Here is a 25,253-nt window from a genome sequence, read left to right as displayed (position 1 = left end):
TAACTTACAACAGCCTACAAATAAGGAATGATAGTATGTCGAAACAAGAACAAGAAAGTGAATACACAATAAAAGATGCATCATTGTTTGGATTCAAATTAATGCAGGTAAGTAAAGCCATCTGGAGAGCTGCAGAAGATGACTGGGAGCAATGGGTGAAACCTTATGGTCTGAATGTAAATGAGCATCATATTTTATGTTTAGCTAGTAACACAGGAGAAATCTCTATGTCAGAGTTAGCTAATTTAGGAGCTATGCATATCTCTACAGCGTTTAATTTTTCGAAAAAATTAGAAAATCAAGGATATCTGCATTTGTCCAAAAGAGAAAATGATAAAAGAAACACCTACATCAAATTGACTGAAAGCGGAGAACAATTATTACTTGATACGCTCAAAGGGTATGAACCACATAACAGTAAGATATGTAAAGGCGCACTTCCTTTAAAAACGTTATACGGCAAATTCCCCGCTTTTCCAGAGCTAGTAACCGTTGTTCGCCATGTTTGCGGCGGCGAGCTTGTGACCGTTGCTGATCAACCTTTTGTGAATATAAAAGAAGCGGGAATAGAAGAAAATGAAGATAAGAAAGAAGTCCAGCTAACTAGTAATTGAACGCAGTGAATAACAGACGGAGCTGTTTTATACGTGAGAAATACGACGTATAAAACAGCTCTTTTTTATTTTTGGAATAATGATTCTCCATTATATTATGAGAAATTTAGGATAAGCTACCAGTAGTAAATTTTCTGAAGAGAAGGAGTGATTACCATGAATAAGTCAGACTCAATTTCTGTTTTTCAATTGATCCTTCTTTCAATGACGTTTATTGGCTTAAAAACTCATGTGATGCTCATATCTCCATTAATTAAAACGGCAGGACGAGATGCTTGGATTACCGTTCTTCTTACTTGTCTTTTAACGCTCATATGGGTTCCTTTACTCGTATATGTAAATAAAAAAACAAAAGGCGAACATCTTTTTCAATGGATGAAAAAACATATGAATAAGTCATTTACCAATGTCGTTATTTTTCTTACAATCGCTTATTTGACCATTATGGAGGTCGTCACTTTACGAGAGACAATTACGTGGATTAATATTATTTTTCTTCAGCGAACACCTTTAATTATCCTCGTTTTACTATTTGGTTTTACCTGTTGCTTACTTGCCGCTACGAGTATTAGAACGATTAGCATTGTAAACGTATTTCTTTTATTTTTTATTGTAATATTAGGTTTCTTTGTTTCTTTTACAAACTTTCAATTTAAAGATTATTCTTTATTGCAGCCAGTTTTAGAAAATGGCTATTTTCCTGTTATTAAAAGTATTGTATTTCAAGGATCGGGGATGGTAGAGCTGCTGCTGCTGCTCTTTTTACAGCACAGAGTACCGCAGCCTATACGCTATAAGCATTTAGCAGTGGCTGCAATTCTCTTAACAGGCCTTACGATTGGGCCTCTCATTGGAGCAATTACTGAATTTGGCCCTGTAGAAGCCTCTAAGCAACGTTTCCCTCCCTATGAAGAATGGGGAATTGCATCGCTTGGAAAGTTTATAGAGCATATCGACTTTCTATCTATTTATCAGTGGTTGTCGGGTACCTTTATCCGCATTTCGACCTTTCTTTTTATTATGAAAGAATTAGTTCCGTTTCAAAAAGGCCAAAAAAGGTTTCTTTTACTCGTTTTAGTGGTTATCACTGTATGTACGCTGGCTCCTATAACGGACTTTGCTTTTTCAAATCTTTTATTTTTTACAATCATACCGGCTACTTTCTGGTTATTTGTTGCTTTCTCTCTTTTCTTAGTAGTCATAGTCTTTCTATTTTCTCATAAAACAAGGAGGGGTAAGAGTGGAATTTTTTAAGAAGAAAGAAGGCGACAGCTCTAAAAAACAAGAGACGGAAAATCTTTTAAAAGGAAGTTCTTCTCGTGCTCAGATAATCAATGAATGTACATTAAGAGATTTATTTGGAAAATGCAGCGATATTAACTTTGAGACCGTTTATTTTTATAACAAACGAGTGCTTATGATTTATTGTACCGGTCTAGTTAGTACGGAAATGCTCTATGAAATGATTCCTAAAAAATTAGAGGAATGCTGCGCTAAGTTAGAGGGTGAAGTAGAAGGAGACAAGATCATAAAATTATTAAATCTTCCCTCAGTTTCTATCGTTCAAGATGAAGAACAGGCAGTTTCAGAAATTTTTTCCGGGAAATTATTCATTGATTTTGGATCACCACAATCTGTTGTGTCTATCGATATTTCGGACCGTCCTCAAAGAAGCCCAGAAGAAACGAAAAATGAAGTAACCATATTGGGTCCTAGAGATAATTTTATTGAAGACTTACCTGTCAATATTGCTTTAATTCGCAAGCGTCTTAAATCAGTTTCCTTGTTAACAAACTCTTTAGAGATTGGAAAACGAACAAAAACAAAAGTAAGCATTTTATACATGGAAGATGTAGCTGACAAGAAAATACTTGACGAAATTATGGAAAAGTTAGGGGATATCGATATCGACGGTATTTTCAGCGGAACACAGCTAGAAGAGCTCATTAATAAAAATCCGTATAGCTTTTTTCCTCGCCACGCTTATACAGGGAGACCTGATTTTGCGGTTCAATCTCTGTTAAATGGCCGGTTTATTATATTAATTGATGGAACTTCATATGCGTATGTTACACCTATTAACCTTTTTTACTTGTTAAAGGGATCTGAGGATAAAGAGAATACATATTTATACAGCTCCTTTGAGCGTATTCTTCGAATCTTCGGGCTTTCTATCGCTGCTTTTTTACCGGGTTTTTGGGTTGCAATGACGGCTTTTCATCAAAATCAGCTTCCGCTCAGCCTGTTAGCTACGATTGTGGAAGCAAGAAGAGGTGTCCCGTTTCCTACCTCTCTTGAGGCAATATTGATGCTTCTTTTATTTGAATTGTTTCGAGAGGCAGGGTTTAGACTGCCGACTTCTGTCGGGCAGACGCTCAGTGTAATCGGAGGGCTTATTATCGGTGATGCAGCCATTAGAGCCGGTTTAACCAGTCCCGCCATGCTTGTTGTTATTGCAGGTTCTACAATTGCTACGTTTACGCTAGCGAATCAGTCTCTTATAGGAACAATTTCACTAATCCGCTTTTTTTGTATTATCTGTGTCAGCATCCTAGGTTTTTTTGGATTTTTTATATCCATCTTTTTAGTCATGATCTATATTACAAACATTCGAACGTTTGGTGTGCCATATTTCGAGTTAGCAACCCGGTTAGACGCAAAAAATATTTTAAAATCTCTCTTCCGCCTTCCCGAAAGTAAAAAAGCAACAAGAGCTAGTATGCTTAACCCAAGCGATTCCACCCGCGAAAAAGGAGAAAGTTAGTGAAAAGGAATATAAGGAATTTACTTATACTTGTTATGAGCTCTTTTTTATTGTTTCTTTCGGGATGCTGGGATACGAATGAACCGGAACAAATGGTATATGCACAAGGAATGGGGGTAGATTTTAAAGATAACCGTTACGTTCTTTACCTGCAGACCATCAACTTAAGTTTATTAGCAAAATCCGAGGCAAGCGGTGCTGGCGCGGGTCAAGTCAAAGTAGAAGTTGGCTATGCAACAGGGAAAACCATCGATGAAGCTATTTTTAGATATTATCAAATTTCTCAGCGCAGAATCTTTTTTGGGCACTTAGCTTTCCTTGTTTTAACGGACGATGCGTTAAAGCATGGCGCTATCAAATCGGCAGTAGATTTTTTAGATCGTTATCGGGAAACGAGATACAACATCTGGATGTATGCTACGAAAAGTCCTTTGAAAAAAACGTTGTTAGCTACGCCTATGTTCGAAGTATCGAACGCTCTTTCTCGCTTGAGCGATCCTAAAGTGATTTTTAAGCAAAACTCGTTTATTCCACCCATCGATTTAAGAGAGCTCATTATCCATCTTAATGAACCGAGTCACGAAGTAAATATTCCTCTCGTTCAGACTAAAGAACATTTAACAACGGATCAAAAAAGAGAAACAGCTATTCAAGTAAACGGAGCAGTGGCTATTACATCGTCTGAATTAAAAGGAGTTTTTTCTGAGAATAAAATCAAAGGGCTTAGATGGATAACGGATGAATTTGTACGAGCTGGTTTACGGGTAAGGCTGCCTGATCATTCCGATATTGATCTTGTGGTAGATAAGAAAAAAGTAAAAATTGAACCTGTTATAAAAGGCAGTAATTTAACATTTAATATAAAAGTTCGTGCAAAAGCAACGATTTTAGTTATGCCGCAGCACGAAAAACTATCGACTATAAAAAAAGAAGCTGAACAGAAAATTAAGAAACAAATCATTGAAACGTATGCGCAAGGTTTAAGTATAAACAGTGATGTTTACAGGCTTTCTCATGTTCTTTATAAAAAAGAACTGCGTAAATGGAAAGCTGTTCAAAACAACGGGGCAATTCCTTTAACAAAAGACTCAATAAACGTGAAGGTCAACATACAGGTCAAGCACGGAAACAAACAGCGAATAGGTCCGACTGTAGATTAAAATACTGAAAACCTGCACACCTCACCTAATAATGTTAAATGAACAGTGGAAGAATAGATAAAATAGAAAAGATCAACCTAAGAACAAATCGAATTAGGAGATTATAGATGGAAACAATCAAACCAATTAAAATAGGTTCAAAAAAACAAAGCGCGAAAGAGAAATTAACAGCCCCCGAAATGGGCAAACTTTGGGCAACCTATATGGGCAACAGCATGTCTTCGTATATTTTAAGTTATTTTCTTGAACACGTTGAAGATCCTGATATAAAAAAGCTGTTACAGCATGCAAAAGGTTTAACGGAAGAATTTCAAAGTAACGTAAAAGACATTTTCACAAAAGAGAATGTGCCAATTCCGTATGGATTTACGCAAGAAGATGTGAACCTAGGTGCTCCAAAGCTGTTTGAAGATGAATTTTACGTGCATTATTTAAAATATGCTGCTAAAGCGGGATTAAGCATTTACAGTATCGCACTGCCCCTAATGTATAGAGAAGATGTAAAGACATTTTTAACATATTGTATGAAAGCAACAATGGAACTGATGGAGCAAATAAAGGCAATCTTAATGGATAAAGGATTTATTATTAAGCCGCCAATTATTCCCGCACCAGAAAAAGTGAACATCGCTACTACTCATTATCTAAGCGGGTTTATAGGAGATGTTCGACCTTTGCATTCATTAGAAATTGCTCATCTATATGATAACATCGAGAATAATGTGACAAGCAAAGCCTTAATTTTGGCATTTAGTCAAGTTGTTAAAAGTGAAAAAATCCGTGCGTTATTTGTAAAAGGTGAAGATCTGACCAATAAAGCGGTAGAACGCTATATTGAAAAACTTCATCGAGATAATTTACCAGCGCCATCCTTTCTTGATCATTTAATTACTACTTCGACTTTTTCACCGTTTTCGGATAAATTGATGCTGTTTCATAAAATGGATATGTTCTCAATGAAAATGAGGGCTTTTGGAAATTCAGTAGCCGTCAATGGAAGACATGATTTGGCGCTGTTATATGGAAAATCAATGACAAATATCTCGAGGTTTGTAAGAGATGCAGCGGATATTATGATGGAAAACGGCTGGATGGAAACACCACCGGAAGCGGTAGATAGAAATCATTTAAACTCCAACTAATTAAATAACTTGCTTTAAAATATGTAAAAGTTCTTAACCTATATAGCTCTAATGAATAAAAAACACACAAAATCTGGACATCTGTTTTGTGTGTTTTTTATTTGCTGCTCATTATTTTATAGAAATTACTATACATTTATAAGAAATTAAAAAGAAATTAAAGAAATTATAAACATTGCTAAAACTTATATGGATAAAAGCCTTCTGCTGACTAAGGTTATAAGGAATGAAGCCATCAAAAAAACTGCCGCTTACTACAAGAATTTCCACGAAAAAATATAGGATTTTTTTATAACAGCTATATTTTCTACGCAGTAGTTCGGAAAATAACGTTTATTTATTGTATTTTTTGTTCATTTAGTTGATTTTTTTCATGAAAACGAAAATCATTATCATTTAAAGGTATTTATTATAGCTGAGAGACATTTATGTTTTAGTAAGTGAAAGAGAAAGAAAGAATGGAAGGAAAATAGAGTAGAAATGAGTAAAAAAAGGCATAACAAAAAAGAGTATTATAGAGTGTTAATTTTTGCCTGATAATACCCGTTGGCAATTTTGCGGATATACGTAAAGAAATTTGACTCCATTTCATGCACAAGAGGGCGAAATGCATCCATACTTTCTTCTATGTAAGTTTGTTGTAGGTAACGCTGAACGGACGTTAATGATTTTTCGATTATATCTAAACCAAACTCATGTACAATGGAATGAATATCTTCCTTTTTAATTGAATAATGACCAAAAGATTTAAAGAAATTCTTAAACTGAGCAAATGCATGCTCTCCACGGATTTTTTCGATTTCTTTTTGCTTTTTACTATCATGAGCACCAGTTAAATTAAAGCTTAAAATAAAACCATCCTTGATTTTTTCAATAATTGATTTTCTTGGCTGCTTTTCTTCTAATAATGTTTTGACACAATCATCTTTTTCTAGTATATCGATACGGAAAATTGTACTCAATTTACTAGCCATTTCTTTAATAGCAGCTTTATAGCCAATGTATTTTGGAAGAATGTGTTTTACCTCAGTGTAAGATAAAAGTGCTTCTGAATCTTTCTTTACGTTTACATCAGATTCGTATACGTACAACGCACGTAAAGCCAGACGCAGCATGTTGATATTTTTAATAGCCAGCAATTGATAAATCACTTCCATCGAAACAGAAGTATAACCACCTTTTGAAGTATATGTATTGTGATCTTCATCAAGCATTTCAGGATTATATGATATGTTTTGAACATCAGCAGCTTCTTTTATATGTAAATCTAAAAAATCCTCTAAATAGTTGTTTAAAGAAACTTGAATATAGTCTCCCCATAAACGATCCCAGCGAATGATGTCATAGTCTTCTAAAAGCTTATTATTATTTTGAACGGTCCGAACGGAACATTGGATTGTATTAGCCAGTTCTTGCTCAGAAATAATTGAAATATGACCCTGGCTGTTACATTTGGCTACGTAAGCTAAAATTTGCTTCATCAGAGAACCTGTCCACTTTATATCTACAAAGTTTTTTGCAAGACCAAATGAATGTTTTTCATAGTAATAGCTATTGTCTCGTTTCGTGTTTCTATTTAAGCCGCTCATGACAATCAGCAGCTTATTTGCTATAAGGGTGTGCCGTTTTAGTGACAGCTTTTGTACACTCATGTAGTTACCTCCTTTCCAAAACTATATACGTCGTCTTTTACAGTATAGACACAGTCATATAGGCTGTAAAATGACATATTTGCACGGGAAAATGGTGCATTTTTTTAGAAGACTAGTGATACCAAGGGATGAAACATCTATTTACAAGGTGACATATTTGCACGGAGATGTGGAGCAAAAATAGTTTTATATTTTATAAACGTTGATAAAACAGCATTCTTAAGCTAAATGTCGTATTGTGACGGATGAAATACACAAAATGCGACAAATTCAAAAAAAATTTGATGTAAAAATGACATATTTGCACGGAGAATAGGAGCAAAAATAATAAAAGTAAAGATTCAGGTAAGAAAGTGACACATTTGCACGGAAAATAGGGACAAAAAAAAGAAAAATGCCCTTTTTGAGACACAAAAAGTTCACATTTTCAGAGGGGATAAACAAACATTTGCAGAGAAAATAGCGTTTTTTTAAGAAAATGACATGTTTGCACGGAAATCTGGAGCAAAAAACACTTTTGCACGGAGATGTGGAGCAAAAATTGGAGAAAATGAAGAGGGAAAGTCGCTGTCACAAGAAAATTTATGTAAAAGTGGCATATTTGCACGGAAGATTGGAGCCAAACTTATAGTAAATGCAGTATAGAAAGAAAAACGACACATTTGCACGGAAATCTGGAGCAAAAAACAATTATAACGATTTTTTTAGACGCAAAAAGTTCACAAAGTGACGAGGAAGGTGAAGTTTAACTGCCATATTAGCAGGGGAAATAATATGTTTACATGGAGAATTGGAGCAAAAAAACACTTTTGCACGGAAATGTGGAGCAAAAAGTGCAGTAACTAATAGTAGATAGATAAAAAGAATGCCCTTATAAAGATTATAAGGGCATTCTTTTTTAGCCTATAGAACTTGTTACGTTTTGATAAATAGAAAGGGGAGCATATTCGTAATCACCGGCTAGTAAGTCTTTTACTTCACTTTCTCCCACAGGAATAAAGGTAATCTGAAACACTTGGCCTACTCTTTTATAGGATTGGACAGCTAGTTTTTGTTCGACTAGCTCATCTAAGGCCGTTTCAATTTCGACAAGGTTTTCTTTTTTTCGTCTTTTTCGAAAGCGGACTCTTGTCGAAAAATATAAATAATCTCTTGTGACATTGTATGAAGATTTTGTTTCATAGCAAATGAGACGCTCTTTTTGCATAACGAATAGCAAATGATAAGCGGCGTCTAAACTTAATTTTTCTACTTTATTTTTATAAATACGCACCGTTTGGCGTTGAATATAGTCTCTATATATCACTTCGTTGACGTGAATTTCAGCAATTCGCGTTCCGTTCGGCATCGTAGTAATATCCACAAAGTCAAAAATACCGTAGGCAATTTTCTTATTATGCTGTACTTTTGTCATGCTGTAGTGCTTCATTTTTGTAATTCTTTCTTCTATCATTTGATAGTTGCGCTTACTGTCTGTTTTATAAAGTGCTTTCACAAGGTCACCAATTTTTACGTTAATGATTTTCTGTGTAGCGAACAACTCGTCGCGCTGGCTCATGATTTCTAGAAACACTTTATAATCAAACCGATCTAAATCACTAATCTTGTTTCCATTTTCTTCAGCGTATTCTTTTTCTATTAACAATTCGTAATCTGTCCCGTCTTCAGAGTTATAAGTACTTAAGAAATATTCTTTTCCTTCTTTCTCTAATAGGGGTTGCTCGACGAGAAGCTTTGCTCTTGAGTTAGAGAAAAAAGGGTTCTCTACAGTTGAAAAAGGGCTTTCAATAATACTATGATTTCCGTTTTGGAAGCTTGGGTCCAGTATAGTCAGCCCAATAATAATAGATATATCCGTATGGATTGCTTTTTCTCGCTGGGTCTTGGTTTTTTGATGAATATAAGGATAATCCGTTAAGAAGAAGCTATCTTCTTGACTCCATTCACGTAGAATTCCAATTCGTTTATCAATGACTTCTTCCGGAGATGATACGTTTTCAAACTGTTTGCAAAAGAGTTCTTTTCCGTTCGTTTTATAATAAGCTGTTAGCGCTTTGTATTCTCCAATCAGCTCTTTATTCTTCTTAGGCTTTTTTTGCTCATAATCGCGTATAGCAGCATCTAACCATCTACGTTTCGTACGATTGAGAAAGTCTTTTTTTAAAATCCTCAACGCCTCGTTTACATCTTTATTTTCAAAGTGCTGCTGATAAAGAGGGAGGATGGTGCTTTCTAAATCACTTTTTATACTTTCATTATAAACAGATAAGAGGCGTAATTTAGATACTCTATCAATGACTTCGCGTATGAGTAAAGATGAATAATCCATACACATCTAACCTCCTTAACCTTAAGTTAGTCATTTTAATTCTTAGTTGGATAGTGGTTTTAAATCTATTGTAATGCACGAAAGTTCGATGCTACAAACAAAAGACGGCTACTATCTATAGTCTATTTTTCATTATACACGTGCAAAGCAGGAGAAGGGGGAGATTTTCTCATTTTCTTTTTTAGTCATCTGCATTTTGTCATGAAGTATCTACATTTGTCGTGTAGCTTATGTACGGAGAATAGCCGTGTCCGCAAGACTGCTAATTCTGCTACCGAGTTTAATGGACTGATAGAAAGTATCTCAAAATAAAAGGTTATCAGCGATTAAAAGAGAATACTTTGTAAAACTACTAAATCCATACCGGAGGTCATAAATGAACCCTATATTAAATGAAGTAGGCACGGTTTTTATTCCTGTAAAGGACATAAAAAAAGCACGAGATTGGTATTGTGACATACTAGGTTTAATAGCAGATGGAGACATTTTATATGATCATTTATATGTGATACCTATGAATGGAACCGGAATTGTATTAGATAGCAAAACTTATTCAAAAAATACGCTTTTTAAAACGCCAGCATTTCATTTGAATACAAACGATATTAAAGAAGCTTATGAATATATGAAACAGAAAAAAGTAGAGCTAACAACAGGAATTCAACACAATCATTGGTTTACATTTAAAGATCCGGATGGAAATCATCTGATGGTGTGTCAGTGCTGAACCCATGGGAAGATAAAAGACATTAAGAAATTACCTCAATCTAAAGACAAACAAATGGGATAAAGGAGTTGAACCGCTTGTGACACCGCTGTTGAGTTCCGTGCAAGAGTTCGCTTTTCGCTGGCAGGCGATGATCCTCCTCAATCCTTCCGCTTTTCACGAAGAAGTCTTCGCCTTGCTCTCCAAACAACAGCCAGAAGTAGCTGCACGAAACTTACGTTCAATATGACAACAAAAAATCCGAGCTATTAATCTAATCTGATTAATAGTTCGGATTTAACTTCAACTAAAATAACTTTATACCAGCCTCTTTGTTGGGTTGCTTTTGCGTTTTATAGCTTGACAGATTTGTTTCTGAATTGAATCATTCTTACAATATTTATCACAATTGTTTTTGTTACAGCATAAGCCGGAATCGCTAAGATCATTCCGAGTATTCCTGCAATATTACCCGCAACAAGCAATAAAATAATAATCGTTAAAGGATGAGTGTTTAATTTCTTTCCAATTACCAGCGGAGAAATAATGTTCCCATCTAGCTGTTGAACGATTACGACGACAATAATTACTAATATCGCTTTTGTAGGAGAGTATAATAAGCCTACGATTAAAGCGGGTGCTACGCCAATAAAAGGGCCGACGTACGGGATAATATTAGTAAGGGCTCCTATTAGTGCGAGTATTAATGCATAAGGCAACCCGATGATGAGGTAACCAATGAATGTACTAATACCGACAAACAAACAAACGAGCATTTGGCCTTGAATATAAGTAGCTAGCGTATTTGTTGTTTCTTTCATTGTACGTAACGTTTCTTTTCGATAAGAAGCAGGAACCATACGCAGCGTATTTTTACGAAGTTTATGGCTGTCTTTGAGCATATAAAAAAGAATGAAAGGAACGGTTACAACCGTAAGTGTAATATTGGTTACGACGCTTAAAACAGATGAAATACTGTTTGTGAGATTCGTAGGTAAAGTAGACGCGTAGTTTAAAAGTGACTCTTCAATATGATCGAGCGACACATATTTTTGTTCAACCAGCCAGTTAAACCATCTTGAGTTAGATAAATCATTTATGTACTCTCTCGTTTCTACAATGTAAGACGGAATATTTTTAGCCAAATCAGTTAATTGTTTAGATAAGGTAGGTCCCACACCGCCTACAATAGAAGCAATTACGCCGATAAAAACAACGTATAATAGTAAAATGGCCAGTGTTTTTGGCACTTTTTTTCTTGTGAGAAATGACACAATTGGTTCGAATAAAAAGAAAAGAAAACCAGCTACAAGAATAGGGAAAAACAAAGTGGAGATAAACACACCGATTGGTAGAAAAACAAACGAAATATGTTTACAAATGTAAATCAGTAAAGCAATCATTAATAGTTCTAATGTCCAAAAATGCAGTTTCGATTTAAACAAAAAGTTACCCTCTTTCTTTACTATTTTTTACTATCATACATCAAAAAAGAAACCCACTGCACGTTAAAAGTGGGCTTTTTAGTCTGTATAACTTTCATTTAAATAAAAATTAGGCTTTTTCCTCTTTATCTTCAGTAGTATCCTCTGGAGTTTTTTTGTCGTCATCCTGTATAATTCCTTCTGCTGCATTTTTAAATTCTCGCAGGGAATGTCCAAATGCTCGTCCTATGTCCGGCAATTTACTTGGTCCAAATACAATTAAGGCAGTAATCCCGATTACGACCATGCTTGTGGCTCCTGGCATGATATCCTCTCCTTTAAAAGCAATGAATATATGAAAATTAAAAAGAGATAGTAAATAAAGTGCATGTTTATACTATTCACTTTTCTCTTTAAAATTCCTTTATTTTAAATGATACGAAAACAAGGTGGAGCGGCTATGTATGATTTAAATGCTTGTAGTGATACTTTTTTCTTTCGCATCCGACGCTAATTATAGCATTAAAGATAGCTATTCGTCTTAGTAACCTTATAAGCTCTATGCAAAAAAATTTGCTTTAATTCTTATGGAATCATGTCAGAAATCGTGTTTTTAAAATTAAAGAATCAGTATATGAAAACAAGGAAAGAAAAAAAACGAAAAAATATAAAGATAAATTGTTGTAAAATTTAGAAATAAGTAATAGAATTAAATAAAATGTTAACGTTAACATTTTTGGTACTGAAGATTATATCTTATTAATATAGTTATCTATAAATAAGAGTATTCATCAATTTATATAATTTTGTTAACGTTAACAAAAAATGAAGGAGTGAAGGGGAATGAAAAAGTTTATGGATGACAATTTTTTATTAACAAATGAAACAGCAGCACACTTGTATAATACTTACGCAAAAGATATGCCGATTATTGATTATCACTGCCACTTAAACCCACAGGAAATTTATGAGAATAAACAGTTTAAAACGTTAACTAACGTTTGGCTAGATGGAGATCACTATAAATGGAGACTGATGAGAGCCAACGGAATTGAAGAAGAACAGATAACAGGATCAGCAAGTGACTATGAGAAATTTCTCGCGTGGGCTAAAACAGTTCCGATGACAATTGGGAATCCGCTATATCATTGGACGCATCTAGAGTTAAAGCGTTTCTTTGATATTGATGAAATATTAAATGAACATACGGCACCGTTTATTTGGGAAAAAGCAAACGAGAAATTACGCAGCGGTAAGTTTGGTGCAAGAGATCTTATTACACGTTCTAACGTAAAAGTTATTTGTACAACGGATGACCCAACAGATTCATTAGAGTATCATATGAAACTAAGAGATTTGCAAGAGTTTGAGACCCAAGTACTTCCAAGCTTTCGTCCGGATAAAGGGCTTGAAATCAATCAAGAAGGGTTTAAGAACTGGATTGCAAAGCTGCAAGATTGTTCACATCATTTCATTCACACCTATGATGATTTGTTAAAAGCTCTTGAAAGTCGAGCTCGTTTTTTCCATTCTATGGGAGGGCGTTTATCTGATCACGCACTAAACAAAATGGTATATACGAAGACTTCGAAAGAAGAAGTTTCGGAGATTTTCTTAAAAGCCTTAAAAGGTGAAGGCGTAAGTACTGAAGAAGAAAGTAAATACAAATCATATACGTTAATCTTTTTAGGGAATCTTTATAATGAGCTAGGTTGGGCAATGCAATTTCACCTTCATGCTCTTAGAAACAATAACACAAAAATGTTTCACCAGTTAGGGCCGGATACAGGGTATGACTCGATGTATGATGGACAAGTGGCAGAGCCTCTCGTACAGCTTTTAGATCAAATGGACGTACAAAATAGTTTGCCAAAGACGATTTTATATTCGTTAAATCCAAAAGATAATTATGTATTAGCAAGTATAATTGGAAGCTTTCAAGGAGACGGCATCCCTGGCAAACTGCAGCTTGGCACGGCTTGGTGGTTTAATGATCAAAGAGAAGGTATGTTAGAACAAATGAAAGCGTTATCAAACGTTGGATTGTTTAGTCGGTTTATCGGTATGTTGACAGATTCCCGAAGTTTTCTTTCATATACAAGACATGAATATTTCAGAAGATTAGTATGCAGCTTAATCGGTACGTGGGTAGAAGAAGGGGAAGTGCCTAATGACCAGCAGCTGCTTGAGCAAATTGTAAAAGGAATATGTTATGAAAATGCTAAAGACTACTTTAGCTTTCCAGCCTATATTCTGCAAAAATAAACACGCAAAATAGTTTAAAGAATTGCAAGGGGAGAAGGGGGATTACCATGAGTGTTGTGGCAACTGAAAGAAAGGTTGAAATAAAAGTAGAAGAGAAAAATCTTAGTGTAAAAGAAAAAATATCTTATGGTATGGGTGATTTTGGTAACGGTTTCATGTTTGATTTGGGGCAGTTGTATTTGTTGAAGTTCTTTACAGATGTGGCAGGCATCCCTGCCGCGGCTGCGGGAGGAATTTTTCTAGTAAGTAAATTATTTGCAGCAGTTTGCGACCCCATTGTTGGTTCGTCCATTGATTACCGACAAAACATAGGAGCTAAAGGGAAATTCCGACCGTATTTACTATTCGGAAGTATGGTGTTGGCCATTTTAACCGTACTCACGTTTATTTCTCCAAACCTTTCACCGGCGGGTAAATTAATTTATGCGTACGCTTCTTATATGATTTGGGGAATTGGCTATTCATTTGTCAATATTCCGTACGGATCGCTAGGCGCATCCATGACTCAAAATACTTCCGATCGTACGTCTCTTGCTGCTTTTCGTCAAACAGGATCATTAGGTGCACTGTTTGTAACCAGCATTGCTGTTGTACCGCTCATTCTGTTATTTCCAAATGAAAAAATCGGTTATCCCGTTGTCATGGGAATTATGTCGGTCATTGGCATCATCGCTTTTTATGTATGCTATCGCAATTGCAAAGAACGCATTGTCGTAAAAGAGAGTCCAAAAGAAAAACTATCAGTCAACTCTATTTTTAAAACGTTTGTAAGTAACAAACCTCTTTTAATTTTAGTGTTTATGACGGTATTTACCATTTCAGCTTACAATATTAAATCGGCTATGCTTATTTACTTCGCACAGTATAATTTAGGAAATGTTAAATTGATGGCTTACATGAACTTTATTATTATTGGTTCATCCTTTCTAGGAGTCATTATGCTGCCAAAGCTTGTTAGCCGATTTGGAAAAAAGCAAGCTGCAATGATTGGCTTAGGAATCAGTATTGCAGCGGACACAGTAAATTTCTTTATGCCTTCTAACGTCGTAATTTTTACGATTTTAGCAAGTATTGCTTTTATAGGTATCAGCATTCCTAACGGGATTACATGGGCATTTGTATCAGATATTATTGATTATGGTGAATGGAAAACAGGCGAAAGAAAAGAAGGCACAACGTATTCACTGTTCAACTTTTCTCGAAAGCTTGCTCAGTCGCTATCCGGCTTCTTATCAGGTATTGGTTTAGGGTTAGTTGGGTATATCCCAAATGTGGCACAAAAGGCAGGTACATTAGTGGGAATTAAAAGTTTGCTGTTACTATATCCTGCTATTGCTTTATCCATTGCTGCAGTGATTATTGGTTTTATGTATAAGCTAACGGATAAGAAACACGCGGAGATTGTCCAAGATATTCATGCTAGGTCTTAGTCAAAACTGTCATAACATTCACCATTTGCTTATTATTCCTACTAACTTGTGATATCCTTATAATAAAAATCGATACTGATTCATTAAAGGAAGGTAAATGAAATGGGTGTTACAATTAAGGATATTGCAAAACTAGCAAACGTATCACATACAACGGTTTCGCGTGCATTAAACAATAGTCCGCTTATTAAAGAAAAAACAAAAAAGAAAATTTTAGAGATTGCAAATACGCTTAACTATATTCCTGATTATCATGCGAAAAATTTAGTGCTTCAAAAATCTCATACAATTGGATTGTTTTTTACGAGCATGGCAAACGGTACGTCGCCAAGTTTTTTAGTGGATAGTATTAGAGGGGTAAGTAAAGTAATTGATGTTCAGTATAATTTATTTGTAAGAGGGATTGACGATTATGATGATTATACGTACATCAACAATAAACGCTTTGATGCGATTATTTTAATGAGTCAAAGCGACCGTGATAACACTTTTATATATAACGTAGTAGAAAAAGGCATCCCGTTGATTGTGCTCAACCGCCAAGTTGACGATTCATCGATTATTAATATTTTGTCAAATGACAAAGAAGGAGCCTACAAAGCCGGCGAATATTTGATTGAATTAGGTCACAGACATATTGCAATCATAGAAGGAATAGAAGGTTTTAAATCAACTCAGCAGCGTAAGGAAGGATTTCTTAACTCGTTAATTGATCACAATGTTTCCATTCGCCAAGAGTATATGATTCAAGGAAATTACGATATGCAAAGCGGATATGAAGGAATGAAAGCACTGTTAAGGTTAAAGCAGCCACCTACTGCTGTTTTTTGTTCAAATGATGATATGGCAATCGGTGCTATGAACGCCGCATTCGAGTCTGGGCTAAACGTACCCAATGATATCTCAATTATTGGATTTGATGATATTGAATTAGCCAAATACACCACTCCTTCACTCACAACCGTTAAAAGACCAATCGAGAAAATCAGCATGACCGGAGCAGAAGCAGTTTTATCATTAATGGACAAAGATGACAAAAAGATGCTGCAAAATAAAGTTTTAATTAATACCGAATTAATGGTTCGCCAGTCTGTAAAGTCACGCTCATCTATGTAGCCGGTTATTTAGTATAACCGGCCCAAAAATGTTAACGTTAACATTTTTAAGTAATAAAACAATATAAAAAGCTATAAAAATAACAATGTTAATGTGTGCAAAGAAGGAGATGCTAACATGAAGTTAAACCGTCAGATGCAAGCTAACACACGTATATACCCAGAAAAAGTACTGCAGTTTGGAGAAGGCGTATTTCTAAGAGGGTTTGCTGATTGGCAAATTCATCAAATGAACAAACACACTGCATTTAAAGGCAGTATAGTAGCTGTCAATCCGAGAATTACGGGAAATGCAGGTAAATTGAATGAGCAAGACGGTTTGTTTACGGTTTCTCTTCAAGGAATTCAAGACGGTAAAGCAGTCAAAGAACATGAAGTAATTGAATCTATTAGCCGAGGTCTAAATCCATATGAAGATTATGAGGCGTATATGCAATTAGCGGAGAAAGAAGAGCTAAGATTTCTTATTTCTAATACAACAGAAGCAGGCATCGCATTTTTAGAAGAAGACCGCTTGGAACATGCACCGCAAAAGAGTTTTCCAGGGAAAGTCACAGCATTTCTATATAAGCGGTTTAAAGCTTTTCAAGGAGACCCCACAAAGGGACTTATTATCCTTCCTTGTGAATTAGTGGAGCGAAACGGGGACTTGTTAAAGAAAATGGTATTGCGCTATGCCGACAAATGGAACTTAGAAAAGAAATTTACCGAGTGGATACACGAAGCAAACGCTTTTTGCTGCACGCTTGTTGATCGAATTGTGCCAGGGTATCCAAACGATAAAAATACACTGGCTGAAGTGAGTTATGAAGATGATTTTTTTGTTATCGCAGAGCCATTTTACTTATGGGTTATTGAAGGACCAGAGTGGGTGAAAGCGGAGTTTCCTGCGGAAGAAGCTGGTTTACATGTAAAATTTGTGAACGACATTGCACCGTATGCGCTGCAGAAAGTCAGAATTTTAAACGGTATTCATACTGCTATGATGCCTGTTGCGTATTTAGCGGAACTAAATACGGTCAGAGAAGCAGTCGAAGATGAAGTAATCGGAACGTTTATTCGAAAATGTTTATATGAAGAAATTATTCCTTGCTTACCTGTTTCGGAAGAAGAGTCTTTGCCATTTGCTAAATCTGCATTAGAACGCTTTCAAAATCCGTTTATCCACCACGCATTAATGAGCATCTCTTTGAACAGCATGACAAAGTTTAAAACGCGAAACATCCCAACTCTTAAAGAGTATGTCCAAAAGCAAGGAACGCTGCCTGTCTTGCTTACATTTTCCCTCAGTGCCCTCATTTCTTTTTATAAAGGGAAGAGAGAAGGAGGGAAAATTGAACTATCAGATGACCCTGCAGTTCTAGAAATGTATGAATCCCTTTGGAATACGTATGACGGTACTGAAAAAAGCATTTCTTACATTGTAAAAGAAGTGCTGGGATATAAAGAGCATTGGGGAGAGGATTTAAATATAATTCCTAGCTTAACAGAAGTCGTAACGACTGGAGTCTTAGCTATTGAAACTTTCGGAATGAAACAGGCAATGAAAGAAATTCTCTATGTAACCGCAACTAAACAGTAAGAGGTGAAGCACATGAAAGAAGTAATTCGTATTCATCGGGAAGATAATGTGGCAGTAGCTTTACGAGATTTTTTAGCACAAGAGAACCTTATGGTTGATGGAAAAGAAATTTCTCTAAAAGAAGAAGTGAAACGGGGCCATAAAATAGCTCTTACGCCAATTTCAGCGGGCGGCAACATTGTAAAATACGGTTTTCCAATCGGGCATGCGACTCACTCTATTTCACCTGGTGAATGGGTGCATACGCATAACGCAACAACAAATTTAAACGATGTTAATGAATATAAGTTTCATCAAAAGTTAGCAGTTCCTAAACAAAAAAACCAACCGCTAACGTTTAAAGGATATCGCCGCAAAAACGGAGATGTCGGAATTAGAAATGAGCTTTGGATTGTTCCAACGGTAGGGTGCGTCAACGGTATAGCCGAACAAATGATTAAACAGTTTCAAAAAGAAATAGGGGAGATATCGCCTTTTGAGCATGTAACCGTTCTAAAACACAATTACGGATGTTCTCAGCTCGGTGACGATCACCGTAATACAAGAACTATGCTTACGAGAATGGTACAGCATCCAAATGCTGGAGGCGTATTAGTATTAGGGCTTGGATGTGAGAATAATAGCTTAACAGAATTTAAACAAGCACTAGGTACAATTGATGAAAGCAGAGTGAAGTTTTTACAATCTCAAGACGTTGAGGATGAAGTTGAGGCAGGAGTCGCTTTGCTAAAAGAAATTTATGATGCTGCTAAAGATGATAAAAGAGAAGACGTTGATATTTCAAGGCTGAAAGTAGGTCTTAAATGCGGTGGATCAGATGGATTATCAGGTATTACGGCAAATCCGCTGCTCGGCAAATTCTCCGACTGGCTCATTGCTCAAGGAGGCACAACGGTTTTGACGGAAGTGCCTGAAATGTTTGGAGCAGAAACCTTGCTCATGGAAAGAGCCGTTGATGAAGAAACATTTAATAAAATTGTTGATCTTGTTAACGATTTTAAAACGTACTTTCTCAATCACAATCAGCCGGTGTATGAAAATCCTTCTCCCGGTAATAAAGCAGGCGGTATTACAACATTAGAGGATAAATCACTTGGCTGCACTCAAAAAGCAGGAACGGCCCCAGTCGTAGATGTGTTAAAGTACGGAGGCAGCCTACAAATTAACGGTTTAAATCTATTAAGTGCTCCTGGAAATGATCTAGTTGCCTCAACTGCTTTAGCGGCTTCAGGGTGTCATATTGTCCTGTTTACAACGGGACGAGGAACGCCGTTTGGAACGTTTGTACCTACTATGAAAATTTCCACAAACACCGCTCTTTATAACAAAAAGCCGCACTGGATTGATTTTAATGGAGGAGTGCTGGTTGAAGGCGAAACGGAAGAAGCTACGTTAGACAGCTTTATTGAGTACATGATTGGAGTTTCTAGCGGAGAGCTTGTAAATAACGAAAAAAATGATTTTAGAGAAATGGCCATTTTTAAAACAGGCGTTACTTTATAAATAAGTCGGTTACTAGATTGTTAAACGAAAGGAGAAAAGCTAGTGAAAAAATATGTGCTTTCTTTGTTTGTGATAACTCTTATGCTTGCTTTACCGTTTTCTGCCCAAGGGGAAGCTCTTTCAGCAAGTGAAAAAATAACAGCAGTTAAAGAACAAATTCAGCCTCCTTCATTTCCAAACCGTACGTTTAATGTTAAGCGGTACGGAGCAGCAGGAAATGGAAAGTCTGATTCAACGGCTGCTTTTAAAAAAGCAATCGAAGCGGCTAACAAAGCAGGAGGAGGGCGCGTTGTTGTCCCACCAGGAACTTATGTTACCGGTGCGATTTATTTAAAAAGCAATGTAAATCTTCATATAATGAAAAAAGCTACGATTAAGTTTAGTCAAAATCCTGAAAAATACTTACCTGCTGTTTTAACAAGATGGGAAGGCGTGGAGCTATATAATTATTCACCGCTTATCTATGCGTATAACGAAAAAAATATCGCGATTACAGGAGAAGGTACGTTAGATGGACAGGGGGATAACGAACATTGGTGGCCTTGGAAAGGAAAAAAGGAGTTTGGATGGAAAGAAGGCGAGCCGAATCAACAGCAAGATCGCGATTTGCTGTTTAAAATGGCAGAAGAGAACGTTCCTGTTAAAGAGCGCGTATTTGGTAAAGGGCACTATTTGAGACCTAGTTTTATTCAGCCTTATCACAGTAAAAATATTATGATAAAAGGTGTAACCATTTTAAATTCGCCAATGTGGCAAATTAATCCCGTCTTAAGCGAGAACATTTTAATTGATGATGTAAAAATTATAGGTCACGGTCCTAATAATGATGGAGTAGACCCTGAATCAAGTAAAAATGTGCTTATTAAAGATTCTTATTTTGACAATGGAGATGATTGTATTGCGATTAAGTCGGGGCGTAATGCAGATGGAAGAAGAATCAACGTACCAAGTGAAAACATTATTATTGAAGGAAACGAAATGAAAGATGGCCACGGGGGCGTTGTAATCGGCAGTGAAATATCAGGAAGTGTCCGGAACGTATTTGCTCAGCACAATGTTATGGACAGTCCCAATCTAGACCGGGCGCTGCGCATTAAAACAAATTCAGTTCGCGGCGGAACGATTGAAGATATTGACTTTAGCAACAATACGGTCAAAAGCGTAGGCAGTGAAGTGATTCAAATAGACATGTACTATGAAGAAGGAGACACAGGGAATTTTACCCCCGTCGTTCGTAATATCAACATAGAAAACTTGCAAAGCAACGGAGGCAAATACGGCTTGTGGATTCGAGCCTATGAACGTTCTCCCGTCACAAACCTAACGATTCGTCATTCTAATTTCCAGCATGTTGCAACACCATTATTGATGGAAAATGTAAAGGATCCTGTGTTTGAAGAGCTTTGTATAAATGGAAGCTGCATGAACACAAACCGGTAAAAGGTGTGTTTATAATCACCTGCAAGTAAAAGGCGGAACAAAAGTATCTTAGCCCAAGAAGTATCCGCACAATTAATCGAGAGTATTGATTAATTGTGCGGTCTTTTTTTGTTGTGATGATGAACGTGGGTTTAATGTGTTAATAATGGTAAAAACCTGCTCTGTAATTTTTACTATTTTATAGATAAGTCAAATGACTCTTACTAATTGATAGATAACATGTATGAAAGAAATTACTTTTGACGATTGTTTTCTAAGCAATTTATTACCTAAATGTGGATATGGGAAGTGTGAGGGAAGATATATAAAAGAATTATAAAAACATTTGTCTTTGTAAGCGTTTTATTCTTTCTTTTAATAAAGAGCAAAAAAAGGATGTTTTTCTCTAAATTTTTACCATTGAATATTTTGAATAAAGTTCATAAAATAAACTTGTAAGCGTTTTAAAAGATTAGGGAGTATGTATCTTGAAAGTTGAATAGAGATTTATTTATGAAGAAAATAAATGTGATTTTTTTGCTTTTGATCACCGTTTCCGAGTAGACCTTAATAAGTAGCAGCAAATCGTTCATTTAATGAAATAAAGAAATAGATAGGAGTAGAGAAAAATGTACATCGGTGTCGATTATTACCCTGAACATTGGCCAGAGAATATGATAGAAGAAGATATCCAAGGCATTAAAGAGCTAGGATCAAACATGGTGAGAATAGGAGAGTTTGCTTGGCATCTAATGGAGCCTAAAGAAGGTGAATATGACTTTTCCTTTTTTGATAGCGTTATCAATAAGCTTAAAAAACAAAATATTGATGTTATGTTTGGTACGCCTACTGCCACTTTTCCGGCTTGGCTTGCGAAACAGCATCCTTCTATTTTATCAAAAGATGAGAACGGGGCGATCAGAGCCTTTGGAGGAAGACGTCAATATTGTTTTAATTCGCCTCTTTACCGGAAGTATAGCGCTCAGATTACAGAACAATTAGTAAAACAATACAGCTCAGAAGACGCAATCGTAGCATGGCAAGTTGACAATGAATTTGGCCATGAAGGCAGTGACATGTGTTACTGCGAACAATGTCATAAAGAGTTTCAGCAGTTTTTAGAAAGAAAATACAAAGACATCAATGAGTTAAATGAGAAGTATGGCACTATTTTCTGGGGACAAACATATAACGAGTTTACTGAAGTGCCTATGCCTGTAAAAACAATTACGACCCACAGCCCTTCGTTAAAGCTTGACTGGGCGCGCTTTCGCTCTTTTTCGTTAAACAGATACGCTCACGAACAAACAGCGATTGTAAAGAAATATAAAGGTGATCACCAGCTGTTGACAACGAACGTATCAGGAGGCTTCTTTGATAAATGGTTTGATCATGAAGAAAATCTAGAAGTAATGGACTTTGTATCTTATGACAATTATCCGGTATGGGGCGGTCAAACAGAGCCAATTACCCCGGCTCATATTGCACTAGGGCATGATTTTAATAGAGGTTTGCTACATAAAAACTTCTGGATTGTAGAGGAATTAATGGGCGCTCAAGGTCATGATGTCATCGGTTATCTTCCGCGACCTAACCAGGCAAAGATGTGGTCTTATCAGGCTTTTGCTCATGGATGTACGAATATGCTGTATTTCCGTTGGCGCGGAATGACAAGAGGAGCCGAGCAGTACTGCTATGGAGTTGTAGGTCACGATAATCACTATGGAAGACGCTACAAAGAAGTTCAGTCGTTATTTAGTGAAATCGTTCATTATGAACATGTACTTGAGTCTGATATTAAATCCGACGTTGCCGTTTTGTATGACTATGAAAATATATGGTCATGGCGCTTTCAGCAGCAAAGTGAAGGATTTGACTTTACGCAAGAGCTTCTTAGAGGATATACACCGTTTTATAAGTTGAATACACCTATTGATGTTATTCCTGCTGCGAGAGATTTTTCAAGCTATAAAGTACTGGTTGTTCCAGCTTTGCAAATAATTGATGAAGAACTAGGTAAGAGATTTACTGAATTTACTGAAAACGGAGGCGTCATCGTTTTTACGTTTAGAACCGGCATTAAAGACAAACAAAATAATATTCACTTTAAACAGACGCTGCCTGGATATGTAAAAGAAATAACAGGCATCGAAATTCATGAAGTGGAAGCACTGTCTTCTACTCAAAAAGCAGGCATTAAAGGGGTAGGACCGTATGAAGGAGAACAGTCAAGTGCGTCCGTTTGGAGAGACATTGTCACACCTGTAACAGCTGAAGTGCTGTATGAGTATGATGATCCATTCTATAATCAAGCCGCTGTAACAAAAAATCAGTTTGGTCGCGGGACGGTTTATTATGTAGGCTGTGGAATTGAAGGGCAAACGTTTGAAAAAATTGCGCTTGATATTGTAAAAGAGCAGCAGATTGAGCATACGGAAAGTGAAGAGGGGATTGAAGTATATCCTCGCAAGCTTGGAGAGAAAAGTTATTACTTCCTTATGAACCATACGCCAGAACTAAAAGTATTTAAAGATATTGTTCTGCAGCCTTACGAAAGTCGAGTTGTAGAAAACATGTAGTAGCAACAGGAGACTAGAATCTCATAAAGCAATGAGATTCTAGTCACTCATAATAGATATGAAAGCGTTTTAGAGGAGAAGGGAGTCAGGTTATATGAGCATGGGGGTACAGTCAAAAGTTTCTCTGAAAACCGTACTATCATACGGAATGGGAAGCTTTGGAAACAATATTATTTATGCATTAACAAGTACATATTTAATGATTTTTTATACGGACAGCGTAGGATTAAATGCCGCAGCTGTAGGAACTTTATTTCTTATTGCTAGGATATGGGATGGGATTGCAGACATTATTATCGGAATGATTGTTGATAATACAGAAACGAGATTTGGTAAGTTTAGGCCTTATCTTTTAATAGGCGGATTTTTTGCAGCTGTGGCTACAGTCGCGTGTTTTATTAGTCCTGATCTTTCTCATACAGGAAAATTAATTTACGCTTATATCACCTATATCGCATGGGGAACAAGCTTTGCTATTATGGATATTCCCTATTGGTCGCTTTCAGCAACGATTACACAAGATGTAAAAGAACGAAATAAAGTAGTGGCGTTTCCTAGAACCATTGCAGCAGTAGGGTCTTTATTTGCTAGTTTATTAACTCTTCCACTAGCTCATTATTTTGGAAACTGGTTTATGCTGAGTCTTATTTATGCGTGTATCTTAATGATTACAATGATTATTACATTTTCAGGAGTAAAAGAAAACTATACCGTAAAAAGACAGGAAAAGCAGACGCCAAAAGCAGTTTGGAACTTATTTATTCAAAATAAACCGTTGCGTTATCTAATTTTCTCGATGCTTTTAGTTGAAACGATTTTAACAATTCGAACTACGTTTTCTATTTACTATTTTAAATACAATTTAAATGCAGAGAATATCGCGTCTCTTTATTTAACCTTATTTTTCACAGCACAAATTGTAGGAGCGATCGCGTCTCCTTTCATTTCAAATAAATTTGGAAAGAAACGCGCAGCAATAGGAGGAATTGCCCTAAATGCTGTAGCTACTCTTACAATGTTTGCAACCGGTTTTCACGTTATGCCAGTGATGATTTTAAGCTTTTTAGCTTCTTTCGGCGGTGGAGTTAGCAACATTGCTCAAACATCTATGCTCGCTGACTGTGTAGAATACGGCGAGTGGAAAACGGGGAACCGAGCGGAAGGAATGGTATTTTCTACGAATATTTTCAAAACAAAGGTTGCTTCAGCAGTGGGTGGAGCAGTAGGCGGGTATATTCTTTCAGCAGTAGGTTATGTGCCAAATCAAATTCAATCACATAGCACGCTCATTTGGATTGCTTTAATCTTTACGATCATTCCGGGCATCCTTTGCTTGTTATCACTTGTTCCACTCGCAAAATATGAGTTAACGGAAAAGAGATATTTAGAAATTTTACAGGATATGAAAAAGCGCTCGAGCCGCACAAAAGAAAAATCGGCTATGAAGGTGCCTAGCTAATTAAAAATTAGCATAAGCATTGTACACAAAAACAACAAGAAAAAAAGACTGCATTTTCTCAGCTCCTCTTGCTATGATGTCAGGTAGACAGATATCAATGTAAAGAGGAG

18 protein-coding genes are annotated in these 25,253 nt (G+C 36.2%); 14 read left to right on the top strand and 4 right to left on the bottom strand.

Annotated features, from left to right (window positions below):
* Nucleotides 1-35: 35 nt before the first annotated feature.
* From ACFX40_RS16765 to ACFX40_RS16745, 5 genes are all read left to right on the top strand, one after another.
* Nucleotides 36-614 carry an HTH-type transcriptional regulator Hpr gene (locus ACFX40_RS16765; protein WP_098331573.1) on the top strand — a complete coding sequence of 193 codons (579 nt, stop codon included), beginning with the start codon at nt 36-38 and terminating at the stop codon, nt 612-614.
* A 156-nt stretch (nt 615-770) separates the two neighbouring features.
* Nucleotides 771-1,868 (top strand): endospore germination permease, encoded by a 1,098-nt coding sequence (locus ACFX40_RS16760; RefSeq protein WP_377255636.1) that lies wholly within the window; start codon nt 771-773, stop codon nt 1,866-1,868.
* A complete protein-coding gene (locus ACFX40_RS16755) occupies nt 1,855-3,378 on the top strand; it encodes a spore germination protein (RefSeq protein ID WP_098331574.1) in 1,524 nt (507 codons plus the stop codon). Before ACFX40_RS16760 ends, ACFX40_RS16755 begins: the two co-directional genes overlap by 14 nt.
* Complete coding sequence (locus ACFX40_RS16750) at nt 3,378-4,538, top strand: Ger(x)C family spore germination protein (RefSeq protein ID WP_231504504.1); 1,161 nt, start codon at nt 3,378-3,380, stop codon at nt 4,536-4,538. The genes ACFX40_RS16755 and ACFX40_RS16750 overlap by 1 nt, the downstream gene beginning before the upstream one ends.
* A gap of 107 nt (nt 4,539-4,645) precedes the next feature.
* A complete protein-coding gene (locus ACFX40_RS16745) occupies nt 4,646-5,680 on the top strand; it encodes a DUF3231 family protein (protein WP_098331575.1) in 1,035 nt (344 codons plus the stop codon).
* A gap of 512 nt (nt 5,681-6,192) precedes the next feature.
* On the opposite strand, the gene ACFX40_RS16740 is transcribed toward ACFX40_RS16745, so the two are convergent.
* Both ACFX40_RS16740 and ACFX40_RS16735 read right to left on the bottom strand, forming a co-directional pair.
* Nucleotides 6,193-7,332, bottom strand: coding sequence for a hypothetical protein (locus tag ACFX40_RS16740; protein WP_028408863.1), 1,140 nt, complete (start codon nt 7,330-7,332; stop codon nt 6,193-6,195).
* Nucleotides 7,333-8,230: 898 nt separating this feature from the next.
* Complete coding sequence (locus ACFX40_RS16735; RefSeq protein ID WP_014460532.1) at nt 8,231-9,661, bottom strand: hypothetical protein; 1,431 nt, start codon at nt 9,659-9,661, stop codon at nt 8,231-8,233.
* 376 nt (nt 9,662-10,037) lie between these two features.
* Here ACFX40_RS16735 and ACFX40_RS16730 point away from each other — a divergent pair, with 376 nt between their 5' ends.
* Entirely contained in the window at nt 10,038-10,388 is a 351-nt protein-coding gene (locus tag ACFX40_RS16730; RefSeq protein WP_013056601.1) for a VOC family protein, read from the top strand.
* A gap of 332 nt (nt 10,389-10,720) precedes the next feature.
* Here the strand turns inward: ACFX40_RS16730 and ACFX40_RS16725 are convergent, their stop codons facing one another.
* Together ACFX40_RS16725 and ACFX40_RS16720 are read right to left on the bottom strand one after the other, a co-directional pair.
* Entirely contained in the window at nt 10,721-11,812 is a 1,092-nt protein-coding gene (locus ACFX40_RS16725; RefSeq protein ID WP_016763781.1) for an AI-2E family transporter, read from the bottom strand.
* Nucleotides 11,813-11,921: 109 nt separating this feature from the next.
* On the bottom strand, nt 11,922-12,116 hold the full coding sequence (locus ACFX40_RS16720) for a twin-arginine translocase TatA/TatE family subunit (RefSeq protein WP_033578725.1): 195 nt from the start codon (nt 12,114-12,116) through the stop codon (nt 11,922-11,924).
* Nucleotides 12,117-12,634: 518 nt separating this feature from the next.
* Between ACFX40_RS16720 and uxaC the strand changes: the two genes are divergently transcribed.
* From uxaC to ACFX40_RS16680, 8 genes are all read left to right on the top strand, one after another.
* Nucleotides 12,635-14,056 carry a glucuronate isomerase gene (gene uxaC, locus ACFX40_RS16715; protein ID WP_098967154.1) on the top strand — a complete coding sequence of 474 codons (1,422 nt, stop codon included), beginning with the start codon at nt 12,635-12,637 and terminating at the stop codon, nt 14,054-14,056.
* Nucleotides 14,057-14,103: 47 nt separating this feature from the next.
* Nucleotides 14,104-15,486, top strand: a complete 1,383-nt coding sequence (locus tag ACFX40_RS16710) for a glycoside-pentoside-hexuronide (GPH):cation symporter (protein ID WP_377255633.1) — start codon at nt 14,104-14,106, stop codon at nt 15,484-15,486.
* Nucleotides 15,487-15,588: 102 nt separating this feature from the next.
* Nucleotides 15,589-16,602 (top strand): LacI family DNA-binding transcriptional regulator, encoded by a 1,014-nt coding sequence (locus tag ACFX40_RS16705; protein WP_028408860.1) that lies wholly within the window; start codon nt 15,589-15,591, stop codon nt 16,600-16,602.
* Between the two features lie 117 nt (nt 16,603-16,719).
* Complete coding sequence (locus ACFX40_RS16700; RefSeq protein WP_098432662.1) at nt 16,720-18,183, top strand: tagaturonate reductase; 1,464 nt, start codon at nt 16,720-16,722, stop codon at nt 18,181-18,183.
* Nucleotides 18,184-18,195: 12 nt separating this feature from the next.
* Nucleotides 18,196-19,686: a UxaA family hydrolase gene (locus ACFX40_RS16695; protein WP_377255630.1), complete on the top strand. Its 1,491-nt coding sequence runs from the start codon at nt 18,196-18,198 to the stop codon at nt 19,684-19,686.
* A gap of 42 nt (nt 19,687-19,728) precedes the next feature.
* Nucleotides 19,729-21,126, top strand: coding sequence for a glycoside hydrolase family 28 protein (locus ACFX40_RS16690; protein WP_028408857.1), 1,398 nt, complete (start codon nt 19,729-19,731; stop codon nt 21,124-21,126).
* 608 nt (nt 21,127-21,734) lie between these two features.
* Nucleotides 21,735-23,684 (top strand): beta-galactosidase, encoded by a 1,950-nt coding sequence (locus ACFX40_RS16685; protein ID WP_098432664.1) that lies wholly within the window; start codon nt 21,735-21,737, stop codon nt 23,682-23,684.
* Between the two features lie 94 nt (nt 23,685-23,778).
* A complete protein-coding gene (locus ACFX40_RS16680; protein WP_028408855.1) occupies nt 23,779-25,143 on the top strand; it encodes a glycoside-pentoside-hexuronide (GPH):cation symporter in 1,365 nt (454 codons plus the stop codon).
* The last annotated feature ends 110 nt before the right edge of the window (nt 25,144-25,253 follow it).

The organism is Priestia sp. YIM B13552, assembly GCF_042787775.1.
Taxonomy (GTDB): domain Bacteria; phylum Bacillota; class Bacilli; order Bacillales; family Bacillaceae_H; genus Priestia; species Priestia megaterium_E.
The sequence above is the reverse complement of the archived record's forward strand: the minus strand, read 5'-3'. Positions and strand labels throughout refer to the sequence as shown.